The 15,021-nt window shown below is 62.8% G+C and carries 11 protein-coding genes; 5 read left to right on the top strand and 6 right to left on the bottom strand.

The genetic code is table 11. From position 1 onward, the window contains the following. Positions 1-3: 3 nt before the first annotated feature. Genes ACZ5Y5_RS16200 through ACZ5Y5_RS16190 form a run of 3 tightly spaced genes read left to right on the top strand, consistent with a single transcriptional unit; the run spans position 4 to position 6,316 of the window. Complete coding sequence (locus ACZ5Y5_RS16200) at positions 4-2,874, top strand: glycosyl hydrolase (RefSeq protein WP_464811522.1); 2,871 nt, start codon at positions 4-6, stop codon at positions 2,872-2,874. Further along, entirely contained in the window at positions 2,871-3,875 is a 1,005-nt protein-coding gene (locus ACZ5Y5_RS16195; protein WP_464811521.1) for an alpha/beta hydrolase, read from the top strand. The genes ACZ5Y5_RS16200 and ACZ5Y5_RS16195 overlap by 4 nt, the downstream gene beginning before the upstream one ends. Next, a complete protein-coding gene (locus tag ACZ5Y5_RS16190; protein ID WP_464811520.1) occupies positions 3,872-6,316 on the top strand; it encodes an alpha-L-rhamnosidase-related protein in 2,445 nt (814 codons plus the stop codon). The genes ACZ5Y5_RS16195 and ACZ5Y5_RS16190 overlap by 4 nt, the downstream gene beginning before the upstream one ends. Before the next feature lie 117 nt (positions 6,317-6,433). Here the strand turns inward: ACZ5Y5_RS16190 and ACZ5Y5_RS16185 are convergent, their stop codons facing one another. Together ACZ5Y5_RS16185 and ACZ5Y5_RS16180 are read right to left on the bottom strand one after the other, a co-directional pair. Next, on the bottom strand, positions 6,434-7,342 hold the full coding sequence (locus tag ACZ5Y5_RS16185; protein ID WP_464811519.1) for an alpha/beta hydrolase: 909 nt from the start codon (positions 7,340-7,342) through the stop codon (positions 6,434-6,436). Positions 7,343-7,373: 31 nt separating this feature from the next. Then, positions 7,374-8,795 carry an NAD-dependent epimerase/dehydratase family protein gene (locus ACZ5Y5_RS16180; RefSeq protein WP_464811518.1) on the bottom strand — a complete coding sequence of 474 codons (1,422 nt, stop codon included), beginning with the start codon at positions 8,793-8,795 and terminating at the stop codon, positions 7,374-7,376. Positions 8,796-9,125: 330 nt separating this feature from the next. On the opposite strand from ACZ5Y5_RS16180, the gene ACZ5Y5_RS16175 reads away from it, so the two are divergent. Both ACZ5Y5_RS16175 and ACZ5Y5_RS16170 read left to right on the top strand, forming a co-directional pair. Next, complete coding sequence (locus ACZ5Y5_RS16175; protein ID WP_464811517.1) at positions 9,126-11,507, top strand: TonB-dependent receptor; 2,382 nt, start codon at positions 9,126-9,128, stop codon at positions 11,505-11,507. 89 nt (positions 11,508-11,596) lie between these two features. Next, positions 11,597-11,989 carry a VOC family protein gene (locus ACZ5Y5_RS16170; protein ID WP_464811516.1) on the top strand — a complete coding sequence of 131 codons (393 nt, stop codon included), beginning with the start codon at positions 11,597-11,599 and terminating at the stop codon, positions 11,987-11,989. A gap of 60 nt (positions 11,990-12,049) precedes the next feature. Here ACZ5Y5_RS16170 and ACZ5Y5_RS16165 read toward each other — a convergent pair whose 3' ends face one another. The 4 genes from ACZ5Y5_RS16165 to ACZ5Y5_RS16150 form a co-directional block, all read right to left on the bottom strand. Continuing rightward, the gene (locus ACZ5Y5_RS16165) at positions 12,050-12,988 is read right to left on the bottom strand and encodes a DUF3618 domain-containing protein (protein WP_464811515.1); all 939 of its coding nucleotides are present in this window, start codon (positions 12,986-12,988) and stop codon (positions 12,050-12,052) included. Beyond that, a complete protein-coding gene (locus tag ACZ5Y5_RS16160) occupies positions 12,985-13,443 on the bottom strand; it encodes a phage holin family protein (RefSeq protein ID WP_464811514.1) in 459 nt (152 codons plus the stop codon). Before ACZ5Y5_RS16160 ends, ACZ5Y5_RS16165 begins: the two co-directional genes overlap by 4 nt. Then, positions 13,440-13,925: a hypothetical protein gene (locus ACZ5Y5_RS16155; protein ID WP_464811513.1), complete on the bottom strand. Its 486-nt coding sequence runs from the start codon at positions 13,923-13,925 to the stop codon at positions 13,440-13,442. The genes ACZ5Y5_RS16160 and ACZ5Y5_RS16155 overlap by 4 nt, the downstream gene beginning before the upstream one ends. Positions 13,926-14,114: 189 nt before the next feature. Further along, positions 14,115-14,927, bottom strand: a complete 813-nt coding sequence (locus ACZ5Y5_RS16150; RefSeq protein ID WP_464811512.1) for an SDR family NAD(P)-dependent oxidoreductase — start codon at positions 14,925-14,927, stop codon at positions 14,115-14,117. Positions 14,928-15,021 lie beyond the last annotated feature (94 nt).

Here is a 15,021-nt window from a genome sequence, read left to right as displayed (position 1 = left end):
GCCATGACTGCCAAGCGGATGATGCGGCGCTGCCTGCTGGCGGCAACGGCTCTGCTCGCCCTGGCCGATGCGCCAGTCCTGGCGGGTCCTCTGGAGGAGGGGTTTCGCGCCCCTCCCATGGAGGCCCGCCCGCGCTTTCGCTGGTGGTGGCCGGGCGACGCAGTAACGGATGAAGGGCTGCGCCGCGAGGTCAAGCTCATGGCGGACACGGGCTTTGCGGGTGCGGAGATCCAGTCCTTCACGCCGAATTTCGTCACGCTGACGCCTGACGAGAAGGAGCGGGTGAACCAATATGCCGAACCGTCCTTCTTCGCCCATGTCCGCACGGCGGGGGAAGCGGCGAAGACGGCGGGGCTGACGCTCGATTACACGCTTGGCTCGTCCTGGCCCTCGGGCGGCGGCTTTGCCATTCCGCCGGAACTGGCTTTCACCGAATTGACGATGGCCCGTACGGAGGTGAAGGGCGGGCAGGCTGGCCCGATCAAGCTAACCATCCCCAAGCGCACGCGGCGGCTCGGCGCGCTCAACTTCCTCGACGCCCGCGTCAAGGACCCGAAAGTCGCCGACTGGGGCAAGCGTCTTGATGCGCGGGCGCGCACCGTCGCCGTGGTGGCGGTTAAGGGCGGAGCGCCCATGCTCAAGCCGGCTGCGGCGGGTGCGATGGGCATGACGCTGACGCCGTGGCGCGACGTCATCACGCCTGGCACGCTCGATCCGTCGAGCAGCATCGTCCTGACCGATAAGCTGCGGGATGATGGGACACTGGATTGGACGCCGCCGCCGGGCGATTGGCAGATTTTTCTGTTCCGCCAATATGCGTCGGATGTGGGCGTCCTTGGCGCGGCCGGGCAGGGACCGCAGCTGATCCTGGATCACATGAATCCCAAAGCCTTCGCCGCACATGCGGCGCGGGTCGGTGATCCGCTGGGGAACAACCCGCCGGGCCTGCGATCGACCTTTGTCGACAGCCTGGAATTGATGCAGGACATCCAATGGGGTCCTGAATTGCTGAAGGAATTCAAGAAAAGGCGCGGATATGATCTGACGCCTTATCTGCCCTTCGTCTTGCAGCCGGGCTGGATGCAGGCGTGGAACGAGCATTGGTCCCCGCCCTATTTCGACGCGTCGAGCGGCGACTTGGCCGAACGGGTGCGTACCGATTACCGCCGCACCGTGTCGGACATGATGATTGAGGGGTTCATTCAGCCGTTCGTCGCATGGAATCACGCCCATGGCCTGAAAGCCAAATTCCAGGCCCATGGCGGCCCGTTCGACGTCATTCGCGGCTATGGTCTCGCCGACATCCCCGAGACCGAAGACCTGCCCGGCGAGGGCGATCCACTGTTCATGCGCCTCGCCCGGTCGGCGGCGCATCTTTACGGTAAGCCGATCGTGTCCGCGGAAAGCCTCGCCTGGGCAAATCGGCCTTTCGACGTGACGCCAGACGAGATGCGGCGGCGGGTCGATACGCTGATGGCGGGCGGCGTCAACTCGATGATCCTGCATGGCTATAATTACCGCTTCCATGCCGAGGATTGGCCGGGCTGGCACGCATTTCAACCCAGCCCCTTCGCAGCGGGCTTTTCCAGCATGCTGAACGAGACGAATCCGGTCTGGCCAGCCATGAAGCCGCTCGCCACCTATATCGGTCGGCTCCAGTCTGTGATGCAGGCGGGACAGGCGGTGGTGCCGGTTGCCTATTTCTACGGCCGCTACGGCTATTATGAAGGCATCGAGGACGAAGGCGCAGGCAAGCTGGCCGCCGAAAAGACGTTCCTCGCGGCAGGCTATGATTATGACCGGATCAATCCGGACTCCATCGCTCGCGCTCGGGTGGAGGGGAAGCAACTGGTTTCGGAAGGGGGGCAGCGTTATCCGGTGCTGGTCCTGCCGCCGCTCGACGGCATCCGCGCGGACACGGCCGAAGCCATTGCCGGTTTTGCAAAGGCGGGCCTGCCGGTCTTCTTCACCGATCATGCACCGACCCGCGATGAAGGGTTGGCGCAGGCGCGCAGCCGTGATGCCCGCGTGAGGAAGGCCGTCGCCGCCGCCATCAAAGCAGGGGCCAAAGTCGTTCCCGCCGCAGCCATCCCCGACAGCCTGCGGGCGGCGGCGGTCCCCGCCAACCTGCGCTTCACCGGCGACGCGTCTGACCTGGTATTTGTCCAGCGGCTGATCGACGGCCGCACCATGACTTTCGTCCATAATCGGGGCGAAGCTGCGCGCTCGGTCAAGATGACGCTCCCGGGCACTGGCGGCGTGACCCGCTGGGACGCAATGGACGGCGCAATTACGCCGGTGTCGGCCGTGGCGGCGGAGCAGGGGACGATAGTGCCGCTGACGCTCGCCGCTGGTGAAAGCGCGCTGCTGCTGCTGGACCCCAAGGCCCAAGCGGCCACTCTTCCCTCGCCCGTTCCGGTGGGCAGCATGACGGTGCCCGCGGATGGGTGGCAACTTAGCGTTGATGGTCATGCGCTGCGGAAGCCCTACGCGCATGATTTCGGCTCCGTGGCGCTGAAGGACTGGCTGCAGATGCCGGAACTGACACAGTTTGCCGGGACCGGCACTTATACGCGTTCGATCTCCGTCGATGCAGGATGGCTGACCAAGGGGACGAAGCTTGTGCTCGACCTTGGCCAGGTGCATGACGTCGCGACCGTTACGATCAATGGCCGGAGCCTTCCCACCATGTTCAGTGCCCCGTTCCGCGTCGATGTGACTGGCCTGTTGCGCGCTGGCAAGAATGACCTCAGCGTGGCGATCGCCAATGTGCCGCACAATGGCGTGATCGATCCCAAGGACCCTGCCTACAAGAAGTTCAAGCCGGTGCCGGCCGGATGGACGGGGCCAGTCCGGCTGGAGGCCAGCCGATGATCTTGCGGAGCGCCGCGACGGCGCTCGCGTCCCTGGTCCTGCTCGCCGCCGCGCCCGCGCCCACGGTGTCCGAAGCCGACCTGGCGCCGGTCAATCCCGAACTGCGCGCAGCTGCACGCATGATGTTCGAGGCGCAGCGCAAGGGGATCGCCTACACGCCGCCCAAGATCGGCGCATTGCCCGCCGGCGTTGAGGAAAGGCAGGCACCCGGATCGCGCGGAAATCCCGCCGTCCCAATCTATGTGATGAATGCGGGAGCCGAGGCAGCCCCGCGTGGCGCGATCTACGATATCCATGGCGGCGGTTTTATCGGCGGGGACGCCCGCGAGAGGCTGGCCTCGCTCAAGACCATGGCAGAGCGACTGAACTGCGTACTTGTTTCCGTCCAATATCGCCTCGCGCCCGGCACCCGTTTTCCCGGCCCGCTGGAAGACGCCTATGCGGGCCTCAAATGGCTGCATGGCAATGCTGCCGCTCTGGGGGTCGACCCGAAACGCATAGTCGTGCTGGGCGAAAGCGCAGGGGGCGGTCTGGCGGCTATGCTGACCATCGCGGCGCGCGATCGGGGCGAGGTGCCGATCGCCTATCAGGCGCTGATATATCCGATGCTGGATGACCGCACCGGATCCTCGCGCCCGGTGCCGGCACATATCGGTCAGCTGGTCTGGACCGCGAAATCGAACCGGCAGGGCTGGCAAGCGCTGCTTGGTCGTGAACCGGGCGCGGCCAGCCAGCCCGCAGGGTCGGTCCCGGCGCGCGTGACCAATCTCAAGGGCTTGCCGCCGACCTTCATCCAGGTGGGCTCCATCGATCTGTTCGTCGATGAAGATATCGAGTTCGCCCGCCGCCTGATCGGTGCGGGCGTGCCGACAGAGTTGATGGTCGTCCCCGGCGCGTTCCACGGATTCCAGTTTTTTGCGCCCCGCGCCGCCGTCTCGCAACAATTTACGGCAGCGCTCGATGCGGCTCTCGCCCGCGGCCTTGCACCGGAGAAGAAATGACGACCCTTCGCGCCCTCATAGCGGCATCGCTGATGATGACCGCCGCGCCCGCCGCAATCGCTCAGTCCGGCACGAGCCAGGGCTGGATCAGCCATGCGGAGGCTGGACCCACCGCGCGGCCGATCGTGCTGCATTTCCGCCGCACCGTCAGCCTGCCTGCGAAACCGCGCACCTATCCGGTGCGGGTGACGGCCGACAATCGCTTTATCCTGTTCGTGAACGGGACGCGCGTGGCCGCCGGGCCTTCGACCGGCGACATCGACCATTGGCGGGAAGAGAGTATTGACCTCGCCCCCTATATGAAGGCCGGCGCCAACGTCGTCGCGGCGAGCGTATGGAACGGGGTGCAGCCGCTGAAGCTACCCGCCAATGCAACGGCGCAGCAGATATCCGCCGCGCAGGGCGCTGCCCTGTTCACCAATACAGCCCCGCTGTTTCAGCAGAGCGTCGCCACCGGATTCCGCCTGATCGGCGAAGGCGGCGCGGCGGCGATCTCGACCGATCAGCCCGGCTGGCGCGTCAAGCGTGATCAGGGCCGTGGTTTCGCCAATGGATGGGCGCAGCTCAAACGCTGGTATTATGTCGCGGGCAATCCTGAGAAGATCGATGCCGCGAAAGCCGATTTCGACGCCGCTGGCCCGCAGGAAAAGGGGCAGGGCTGGCAGGACGCCATCCCTGCGCCGGACGCTGCGAAGCGGACGCTCGTCCTCGATCGATTGCCGCAGCAGCTTTATGTTCCCGCGCCCTTTGGCAAGGTCGTGCGCACCGATCTGCCCGCTGCCAAGACCTTTCCCGCGCGACCGGTCACTATCCCGGCGAACAGCAAGGTGACCTTGCTGCTTCAGCGGGAGGCCATGCTGTCGGCTTACCCGCAGCTCGATGTTTCCGGTGGCAAGGGCGCGACGATCAAGCTGCTCTGGACTGAAGCGCTATACGATGCCGATGGCCACAAAGGCGATCGCGACTTGATCGAGGATCGCAAGCCCATCGGTATCTGGGACAGTTTCATCGCGGACGGGGCCAAGCGCAGTTTCGCGCCCCTGTGGTGGCGGACCTGGCGCTATGCCGAGATCACCGTCGAGACGAAGGACCAGCCGCTGGTGCTGGAGGGGCTGCGCGCTTTCGAAACCGGCTACCCCTTCAAGCAGGTGGGCAAGTTCGAAAGCGAGGATCCGCAGCTCAAGCAGATTTTCGATGTAGGCTGGCGCACCGCCCGCATCGACGCGCATGAAACCTATATGGACACCGCCTACTGGGAACAGCTGCAATATGCGGGCGACACGCGCCTGCAAATGCTGATTTCCTATGCGGTTTCGGGTGATCCGCGTCTGGCTGAGCAAGCGATCGACGCCTATGCGGCTTCGAATGTGGATGGCGGCCTGATTGAAAGCGCTTACCCAACCCGGGGGAACAATGTAATCGCGCCCTTCGCGCTGTTGTGGGTCGGCATGCTCGACGATTGGCGGATGCGGCAGCCAGATCCCGCGCCGATCGTGCGCAATATCGGCCGCATGCGCGATATATTGGGCTGGTTCGACACCTATCGGCGGCCCAGCGGATTGCTCGGCAAGAACCCACAGTGGAACTTCATCGACTGGGTCGGGCAGTCGGCAACCGACCGCACCATTTTCCCCTCCTACGGCAAGGCCGACGAAAGCTGCCTGATGAGCGTCAGTTGGCTGGGTGCGTTGCAGCAGGGAGCCGCGATCGAGAGCGCCTTTGGCAACAAGAGCATGGCGCAGCGTTATGCGGCGCGGGCGGAAGAGGTGAAGGCCGCCATTCGCAAGCGCTGCTGGGTCCCGGCGCGCGGGCTATATGCCGACAACCCCGATGGCGATCGCTTCAGCCAGCATATGAACGCGCTCGCGATCCTCTATGATGTGGCGAGCCGGGATGAGGCAGGCGGGATCATCGACCGGATCACGTCGCCGGGCAAGGGCATCGACGCACCTGAAGGGGTAACTTCGGTCAGCTATTATTTCGCCTGGTATCTGGTTCAGGCGATGGTTCATGCCGGAAAGGCGGACCGATATCTCGGCCTGTTGCAGACATGGCGGAACCTGCTGAGCATGAATTACACCACCTGGCCGGAGGAGCGGGATGATGCGGGCCAGGGCGGAAAGGGCCGATCCACCCGCTCCGACAGTCATGCGTGGAGCGCCCATCCCACAGCGGACCTGCTGGGCATCGTCGCCGGCATCGGGCCGGACGCGCCGGGCTATGCGCGGGTGAAGGTGGAGCCTGCGCTTGGCTCGCTCAAGAGCCTGTCGGCAACCGCCGCGACGCCGCAGGGGCCGGTCAGCGTTCGCTATCGCCTGTCCGGTGCAACGCTCAATGCGGAGATCACCCGGCCCGCAAACCTGCCCGGTGATTTCGTCTGGCAGGGCAAGCGCTATCCGCTGACCCGCGCCACCACGAAATTGAAGGTCCCGGCGCGGTAGAGCGATTTTCGGTCGGATGGCATCATCTGACGGTTATGAAAATCGCGGCGGAGCAAAAGAATAGAGCGGCGGATCATTCGATCAGATCCGCCGCACTTAGATCGGGGCCGGGGCCGTTCAGCGCGAAGGAGTCGCCTTCACGCCGAACCCATTCAGTTCGATCCAGCGGAACAGGCCATCGGCCCAGCCCTCCGTCGTCGTACCCTTGATCCCAAGGCCAAAGCCATGGCCGCCGCGCTGGTAAGAATGAAACTCGATCGGACGGCGGGCAGCGATCCAGCTTTCGATCAGCCCATAGCCTGCGCGGCCGGACAAGGGATCGTCCGTAGCCATCGCGACGAAGGCGGGCGGCGCGTCAGCGGGTACGGTAACCTTCTCCATCGGCGGGTAGAGCATCACGGAAAAGGCGGGGCGGTCAGTCGGCGCCGCATCCAGCGTGACGCGGATGGTCGTGCGCGCGCCAGCGGAAAATCCGATCATGCCGACCTTTGCCGGGTCGATATGCCATTGCGCCGCCCGCGACCTGACCAGTTTCAGCGCCGCGATGCCGTCCGCTATCGCATAGGGGGGCGTGACGATGCGCAAGCCCTCACCAGGTTTGCCGATCCAGTTCGTCATACGGCTCTGCGTGAACTTGCCGAAGGACGGCCAATCGCGCGGGGTGGGATCAAGCCGGTATTTGAGGACGAAGGCGGCGATGCCATGGTCCGCCAGCAGCCGCGCGACCTTCATCCCCTCATGATCCCAGGCCAGCGTCATGAAGCCGCCGCCCGGTGCGATGACCATGGCCGTGCCGGTCGCCTTTGCAGGATCGGGCAGGACGGGTACGACGCTTGCTTCGCTGGTGTTGCGCACGCTCATATTGCCGGGCGTTCCGAACCACATTTCCGGCCCGTTTCCGCCCGGCACGGCGCCGGTGCCAAGGCTGATGCCCTGCCGCATCTCAGCGGGTGCGGGCAGTTGTGCCCCCGCCGCCGTCGTGCCCAGAGCCCATGCGGCCGCCATATAAAGCAGCTTCATCTTCATCCTGCCTCTCCCGTTTCTATCAAGCGGCGGCTTAGCCCGCTGCCTCACTCCATACCTGCGCGAAGAACGGATTGCGGGCGGCTTCTGCATCATAATTGGCGGGGTCGATCATGGTGGTGGGGCACCAATGACCGCCCTTCAGATACAGGCGCGGGGTCATGGTGAAGCGATGCCCTGCTGCCGACTGCCACTCCACCGGAACGTCCGGCCCGTCGCAGGTTTCGGCCAGGCACTTGCCGCCGCGATACTCCGCCGCCGCCTTCAGATCGTCGATCCGCCAATCCTCTGGCGCCCGAGTTTCGTCATAACCATGATCGAGCAGGCTGGGGTCGCGCGAGGGCTGGGCATAATGGAAGTCCTCCCAGTTGCGCGGGATCGATTCCCATGCGGCGCGTGATCCAAAATAGGCGCGGATCTTGGCTTCATCATTGGTCGCGAACCAGCGCAGCGATCCTTCGGGCGCGTTCGCCAGCTTCTCGATCTGCTTCGATATGACGCCCGGTAGCAGCTTGGGGACAGCGCGGGCGATCCAGGGCATGTGGCGCGGCGCTTCGCGGAAATAGTCATCCAGAGACTGCTCGCGGAAGGGCACCAGCGCCTCCAACCGGTCGGAATCCGCATACCATTGGCCATGGAAGTTGCGCGTCGCGAACCAGTGCGGCTTCAACACCTTGCGGTAGTTGGGCATGGTTTTTTCCATAAACTCATGGTTGACCACGCGCGACGAAGCGCCGCCGCCGATATTGTAGAAACCGCGCCAGAATTCGTCGGGCACATCGTCGCTACACACTGCCGCCATCAGGCGGCCGCTGTCGTTGGCCGTGGACCATTCGAACACGCCGTTCAGCGGATTGTGGAACATGATCGGATCGAAGATCTTCCACATGTCGTAATGGGCCATGCCGCTTTGCCGTAACGAGGCCCAGTGCGTGATGCCGCTCTGCGCGACGATCGCTTCGGCCTGCGTTTTGGTGACGGCATAATGATCATAGGCGCTGATCTTGATCGGGTCGCCGGTTCGTCCCCACTGCACCGGCGCGTTGCGACTGCCGGTTTCCGCCACGGTGCCGATATAGATGAGCCGCGTCTGCCTTGGATCGCCGGCCGCGTGAATGGCGTCGACGATATTCTGTGCGCCGCCTACATTCACCCGCGTCACCACTTCAGGCGGCAGGCGATCGGCAAGGGGGGACACGAGTGCGCCCACATGCAGCACGATGTCTGCTCCGCTGACGCCCTTGCGTATCGACGCGGCGTCGGTCAGGTCGCCCCAGACGATATCCGCCAATCCGCGCCGCTGCACATCCTTCACGACCGGATGCGCTTTTTCCTCTGGCCGCACCAAGATGCGCAGCCGCAGGGTATCGCTTTTCGCGGCGATCCGCTTGATCGCTTCGCGGCCCATATTGCCGGTGGCGCCGGTCAGGAAAATGGTCTTGCGGCTGTCGCTCATAAATGTCCCCTCCAAGAGCGGGCCAAATCACACGTTGACGTCTTAATTTCAAGCCGTGCCGCGCAAACTGTCTGCTGCTCCGCGATGCGCTCCCCTTCCTATTTCACGTGCTAATGGAGCTATGAGCGCCGACAATAGCGAAATGCGTATCATCAAATATGACGGCGCACGTAGATCGTGAAATCGGCTGTTTTGACTGTTGCCCATAAAGCACGGTCACGTGCGAAAATTTTCGATCAGGCGAGTCTGTGGATTGCGACGCCCACGCAGCGCCGCTAGCGGCCGTGCCATTCGCGGGATCGATATCCCACAAACCATGGAAAGGACGTCATGAAAAAGGCGAATGCAATGGCTGCGCTGCTGTGCGGCGCGGCGCTGATTGTACCGGCATCGGCTTGGGCGCAGGACAGCGCCAGCAACGATGGCGGTGAATCGAACGAGATCATCGTTACCGCGACCCGTGAAGCGCGCTCGCTCCAGTCGGTGCCGATGGCCGTCAACGTCGCGACCGGTGAACAGCTCCAGAAGTTCAACATCTTCGACGCCAAGGACGTGCAGCAGCTCGCTCCCGGCCTGGAACTCACCAACACCAGCGGCCGTAACAACGTCACCACGTTGCGCGGCGTGACCTTCAATCCGGACCAGGGCACCAGCCCGGCCGTTCAGGTCTATTACAACGAAATCCCGACGGACGCGCAGACCGTCTATACCGCGCTGTACGACATTCAGCAGATCGAAGTGCTGCGCGGCCCGCAAGGCCTGCTGCGCGGTCTGTCGGCTCCGGCTGGCTCGATCACCATCGCGACGCGCCGCCCCAACTTCGACGAGATCGAAGGCTATGCTCAGGCGACGGCGACCTCGCGTGACGGCTACAACGTTCAGGCTGGCGTTTCGCTGCCGTTCAACGACACGCTGGCGATCCGCGTCTCCGGCCTGGTGGATGGCAATCGCCTGAACAATGTCCGCAACATCACCAATGGCGATCGTTCGCGCAGCCGTACGGAAAGCGCCCGCATCACGCTGGGCTGGCGTCCGAGCAGCGACTTCACCGCTTACCTGACCTATCAGTATCTGTTCGCAGACAATATCCAGAACCAGCAGGTCGTGGGCACGGGCAACACGCCCGCCTATCTGCCCGGCACCTTCTTTGGCTTCCCTCAGCCGCTGACGCCCGACACTTCGGTCCGCTCTGGTCCGGCGCTTGACGCGGCCGATTATGCCGCGGTAGCGGATGGCCGTTTCCGCAATCAGAATGAAAGCCACATCGTCAATCTGGCCTTCGACTATGACCTTGGCCCGGCAACGCTGTCCTTCGTTGGCGCTCATCAGTTCAGCAGGCTGAATGTCGAGCGTGATCTGGATGCAGGCAACGCCATTCCGAACTATGTAAACGCTTCGACGGTTTACTCCCCCTACAAGGTGGACTCGGCGGAAATCCGCCTGGCTTCCAACAACAAGGAAGGCTTCGGCTGGGGCGTTGGCGCGTTCTACACCAAGCAGACCGGCACCGTTGAAACAACCCAGCGGGCTGACCAGTTCTTCTTCCCGATCCAGGTTGCTTATGGCGCCTATCTGCCGGTCAACACGGCGGTGTTCACCCCGGTCAATACCCAGACTTGGTCGTTCAACGCCAATCTGCGTTATCGCACTGGCGGGTTGTCTGTGGAAGGCGGTCTGCGTTACTCGATCCTGAAAAATGTCCAGACGACGGACATCTTCGTTTCGTCGCCGGGCAATGCGGCGTTCGGCGTTCCCGCCTTCACGCTTCCTGCACAGCAAGGCGTTCCAGCCGATCTGCAGCGGTTCACGAACAAGCCGCTCACCGGTGGCGTCACTGTTTCTTACGAGTTCAACCCCCGCCTGAACGCCTATTTCGCTTATGGGCATTCCTATCGGGCAGGCAGCACCGGTGTTGCTGTTCCGCAGGGCGTTAGCCGGGACCTGATCCGCACCAAGCCGGAAAAGACCGACTCCTTCGAAGTGGGTCTGAAGGGTAAGCTGTTCGATAATCGTGCGAACTTCACCGTGGCAGCCTTCTACCAGACGCTGGAAAATTACCTCAGCCGGTTCAACGGCATCTATTATGAGTCCGCCACCGCTAATCCTCCGACGGGTGGTTTCGACTTCAACTATAATGGCAATGCCAAGATCAAGGGCGTGGAAGCGTCGCTCGACGGCCGTATCACGGACAATTGGGACCTGGGCGTCAGCGCATCCTATGTCCATGCGCGCTACGACAACGCTCTGGTGCCCTGCAACGACTATGCCGGCACCGGCTCGCCCAATCAGACTGGCGCGCCGAACGTGACCGGCGGGGGCAATGTCAGCTACTGCGCGACCGACGGCCGCCTGTCGCAGACGCCCGACTTCAACCTGACTGCGAACACGGAAGTCCGTTTCCCGGTCGGCGAAGTTACGCCCTTTGTGCGCGCGCTGCTCACCTATCGTCCCGGCTTCTATGCGGACCAGGTCGATTATGACTATCGCTCGCGTACGCTGCTGAACCTCTTCGTCGGCTTCCGCACTGAAGGCGATCGTTTCGAACTGACTGCTTTCGCGAAGAATGTGCTGAACCAGAAGCGGATCACCAACATCAGCCTGGGCACGACGCAGATTAACACGGCTGCCGGTCTGCCCTATGACTCGGGCTACCAGACGGTGAACGTCACCAATCCGCGCGAATTCGGCCTGACCGGAACTTTCCGGTTCTGATCTTGAACTTGTCGTTCGGATAATATCAGTGGGGGCCAGCGGAATATTCCGTTGGCCCCTTTTTTATCATCAGTAAGGAGCAGGATGACATGACGTCACATTTCGGTTTCACAAAGCTGGTCGTTCAGGACCTGGAAGCCATGGCCACCTTCTACAAGGATGTGGCGGGGCTGGTGGAAATGGCGCGGGTTCAGGACGCCGTCGGCGACCGCAAGATCGATGAGATTCTGTTCAACGCGACGGGTCAGGGCGGCGCTACGTTCGTGCTGTTCAAGTTCCTGGATCGCGAAGCCCCGGCGCAGGAAGAAGTCATCCTCGGCTTCCAGACCGACGACATCGTGACCTTCGTCGAACGGACCAAGGCTGGCGGCGGAACCGTGGTGGAGCCGATCGAAGTCAAGGAAGCCCATGGCGTGAAGGTGGCTTTCGTCACCGACCCTGAGGGCCATCTGATCGAAGTGGTGGAATTGCTCGCCAAGTGATGCGAGAGCGGCCCGGCATCATGGTGCCGGGCCGCCTGTTTTCGCTAATCGGCCGTGCGCTCAAATCTGCGGAGAGCCAAAGTCCCGTTGATTGCCCGACCCATGATCCGCATGGAAGGCATCGCCCCCGGCGGATTGGTTATCCCGACCCTGCTGACCCTGCTGACCCTGCTGCAGCTGGTCATCCGCGCGGCCGACCAGATCGTCCTTCTTCTCGCGCAAGGTTTCGGTCAGTTCTTCTTTCTGTTCGCTGGCCATCGTCCGCGCTTTTTCACCCAAGGGGCCAAGCTTTTCCTGCTCCAGGCGGCTGATCGGCAGGGCCGATCCCAACGCCGCGCCGACCGCCGCTGCAATCAGGCCACCGACAAGTGGGTTGCTCTCGTACAGGTCTTGCGCCTTGTCCAACGCGTCGCTCGCGCCACGAGCCGTCGCCCTGCCGACTTGGCCTGCGCCGCGAGCCGTCGCCTTGCCAGCCTGGCTAGAACTTTCCGCCCACGCATGACGCTTGGCCCTAAACCCTTCGGTCAGGTCATCCAGCCGTTGACGGAAGCTGTGATCATCTTCGTCCGTGCGCCGTTCCAGCATCAGATAATTGGCGCGCGCCTGATCCCTGCGCCGCTGATAAGCAGCGAAATCCTCTCCATCGCGCATTTCGACCGCAGACATGTGGTTCACATAATCGCGGTGGTAAATGTCGATGTCGTCATCCGCCTGACTGCTCCGCTTGGTGGGGAGCGACGGAAATTTGGAATCCTTGTCGCTGATCAGCCAGATCGTCCCCGCCGCGATAAGGCCAAGGGCGATCGGGTTGCGCCGCGCGCCGTCCAGCAACATCCGGGCATCGACATTATTGTCGTCGGCCTTGTCCAGCAAAGCATCGAAAATCTTCCTGGGCGTCAGCTGGTCGCCAATCTTGTCGATCGTGCGGCTCATATCTTCCTGCGTACGGCGAATATCCCGCTCGATTGCGTCAGGATCCCTTTCAACGGTGTCGGTCATCTTCTCTGCTCCGGATGAAGGTCGCCGCGAAGAGCGGCAGGCGTTCGTTCAAGACTGTGCTGGGTGCGTTCAGGCGCGATATCGACTGCGCGCATCTTCGCCGCACCGCCTCTGTAAAGCACATAGGCTATGATGAGGGTCACGACCCCTACGATCAGGGTCGCCAGCCCCAGATGATCGATGGCGTCGGCCAGCAAATAGGAGAGCGCCATCAACAGCACGCCCAGCCCGGAGATTCCGACCACGGCCGCGCCGGCCATGGCGCCGACAGCCTTCTTCACATCATTGCCGGTTTCCCGGACTTCGGCCTTGATGAGCGCCAGTTGCTGTTCGGCAAGGTGCGACCCTTGGCTCGTCAGGTCCCGCAGCAGTGAAACGATATTCTCGTCCCCTGCCGACGATCCGTCGCCATCCACGGACACGCCTGCGGCCGTCCGGTTGATCGTGTCGGTCATGACACGCCCCCGAATTCCGTCGTGGCAGGCGGCCATGCGTTGGACCCGGCAGAGAAGTTCGCGCCACCCGCCGGGGTCGAAGATGCGGTAGAAGGCGCGGGTTCGGCCCGGAAGATGCGGCTCGCGGCAAATCCGGCGGCCGCGCAGGTCGCAAGAAAGGTGGTGGGGTTGGTCCGCGCCATCTGACGTATGTCGTCGATCAATTCGCGGCTGTCCTTCTGCTCGACTGTATCGGCCAGCCGCTGGATTTGCGCCGCGCCCTGTTCAAAGAGCGACTTCAGCCAGGCCGGGCTCTGGCCACCGCCAAGGTCCTGCGCCGCGCGGTCGAGGGCCGATGCGACGGACCGCGCCTGCTCGACGGCGGGACCTTTTCGCTGTTCGGCTTCGCTATGAAGGCGTTCTGTCGCCGATGATGTCAGTTTCTGGGCGTCGTCGCGCAACTCATTACGCAGGTCGTCTGATTGCTCCGGAGGCGGCTGCATAAACAATCCTTCCTGTCCAATTTTACGGATTGAACAGCAAGGACAGTGAAGAGTTCCGGGCAAATCCCGCTTTGCGGTGAATTGCTAACCTAACTTTAACGCAAATCAGCATCTTCAACGAAGATTGATTGGAGCAGTATCAAAACTGTCCCACGACTTCGGCTAAGCGCTTCATTTTACCCCGCGCTTTCAATCTGGCGGCGCAATCTGATTGTCACGGAAGAAATCCGGTGCGTTGATCATCTCCGCGCCTGCAAAGCGCGGGGCGTCCTCATGCGTCGCCAGCCAAACCACCGTGCGCGCTGTTTCTTCCGGGTCGCGCGCCTCCGCACCAAGGGCCACATCCGATACAGCATCACCCCAGGCCGCGCGCAGCGTGTCCGTCATGGTGAAGCGCGGCTCGATCAGAAAGGCGCTGATGCCGTCCGCCCCATGCTCGAAATTGATATAGTCAGGGATGCGATTGAAGGCAGCTTTGGGCGCGGTGTAGAACAGGCCATTATTGCCTTTGGTCGGTTCCGCCGACGACAATGTGGACATGAAGATCATGCGCCCGCCGCCTTGGCTGATCATTGCCTGCAGCACCAGCCGGCTAAGGTGGAATTGATTGACGAAATTGCCCATCGTAGCCCGCTCTGCATCGGCCAGATCGACGTCCAGCACCTTCTGCATGACGGATGGGCCTTGATAGATGCCGTTGTTGACCAGCAGGTCTATGCGTCCGAACCGCTCAAGTGCGGCCTCCACCGCGGCGTCGATCGAGGCACGGTCGCTTAGGTCGAGCCGCAGTCCGTAGGCGATGCCGCCCGCTGCTTCTATCTGCGCGACTGTCTCTTCCACGCTGCCGGGCACCGCGACGCCGCCCATGCCGTCATGGCGACCGCTATTCGCCGCCATCGTGCGTCCGGTAACGATCACGGCAAAGCCCGCACGGCCCAGTGCCAGCGCGATAACCCGGCCGATGCCGCGCGTCGCCCCCGTGACCAAAGCCGTTTTCCTCATCACCCGCTCCTACTTTCAATTTTCTTGGTGCAACCGCTGTGCCATCGTGGCTATGTTAATACAATCGAGTGTGCAATTAAATGCCGCGACATAA

It is taken from the genome of Sphingobium sp. TomTYG65, assembly GCF_055395525.1.
This window is presented reverse-complemented; position numbering and strand designations above follow the sequence as displayed.

What these genes read in the sequence shown, in the direction of transcription:
- ACZ5Y5_RS16200 (WP_464811522.1), top strand. Translation starts at nt 4, where the DNA reads ATGACTGCCAAGCGGATGATGCGGCGCTGCCTGCTGGCGGCAACGGCT.
- ACZ5Y5_RS16195 (WP_464811521.1), top strand. Translation starts at nt 2,871, where the DNA reads ATGATCTTGCGGAGCGCCGCGACGGCGCTCGCGTCCCTGGTCCTGCTC.
- ACZ5Y5_RS16190 (WP_464811520.1), top strand. Translation starts at nt 3,872, where the DNA reads ATGACGACCCTTCGCGCCCTCATAGCGGCATCGCTGATGATGACCGCC.
- ACZ5Y5_RS16185 (WP_464811519.1), bottom strand. Translation starts at nt 7,342, where the DNA reads ATGAAGATGAAGCTGCTTTATATGGCGGCCGCATGGGCTCTGGGCACG.
- ACZ5Y5_RS16180 (WP_464811518.1), bottom strand. Translation starts at nt 8,795, where the DNA reads ATGAGCGACAGCCGCAAGACCATTTTCCTGACCGGCGCCACCGGCAAT.
- ACZ5Y5_RS16175 (WP_464811517.1), top strand. Translation starts at nt 9,126, where the DNA reads ATGAAAAAGGCGAATGCAATGGCTGCGCTGCTGTGCGGCGCGGCGCTG.
- ACZ5Y5_RS16170 (WP_464811516.1), top strand. Translation starts at nt 11,597, where the DNA reads ATGACGTCACATTTCGGTTTCACAAAGCTGGTCGTTCAGGACCTGGAA.
- ACZ5Y5_RS16165 (WP_464811515.1), bottom strand. Translation starts at nt 12,988, where the DNA reads ATGACCGACACCGTTGAAAGGGATCCTGACGCAATCGAGCGGGATATT.
- ACZ5Y5_RS16160 (WP_464811514.1), bottom strand. Translation starts at nt 13,443, where the DNA reads ATGACCGACACGATCAACCGGACGGCCGCAGGCGTGTCCGTGGATGGC.
- ACZ5Y5_RS16155 (WP_464811513.1), bottom strand. Translation starts at nt 13,925, where the DNA reads ATGCAGCCGCCTCCGGAGCAATCAGACGACCTGCGTAATGAGTTGCGC.
- ACZ5Y5_RS16150 (WP_464811512.1), bottom strand. Translation starts at nt 14,927, where the DNA reads ATGAGGAAAACGGCTTTGGTCACGGGGGCGACGCGCGGCATCGGCCGG.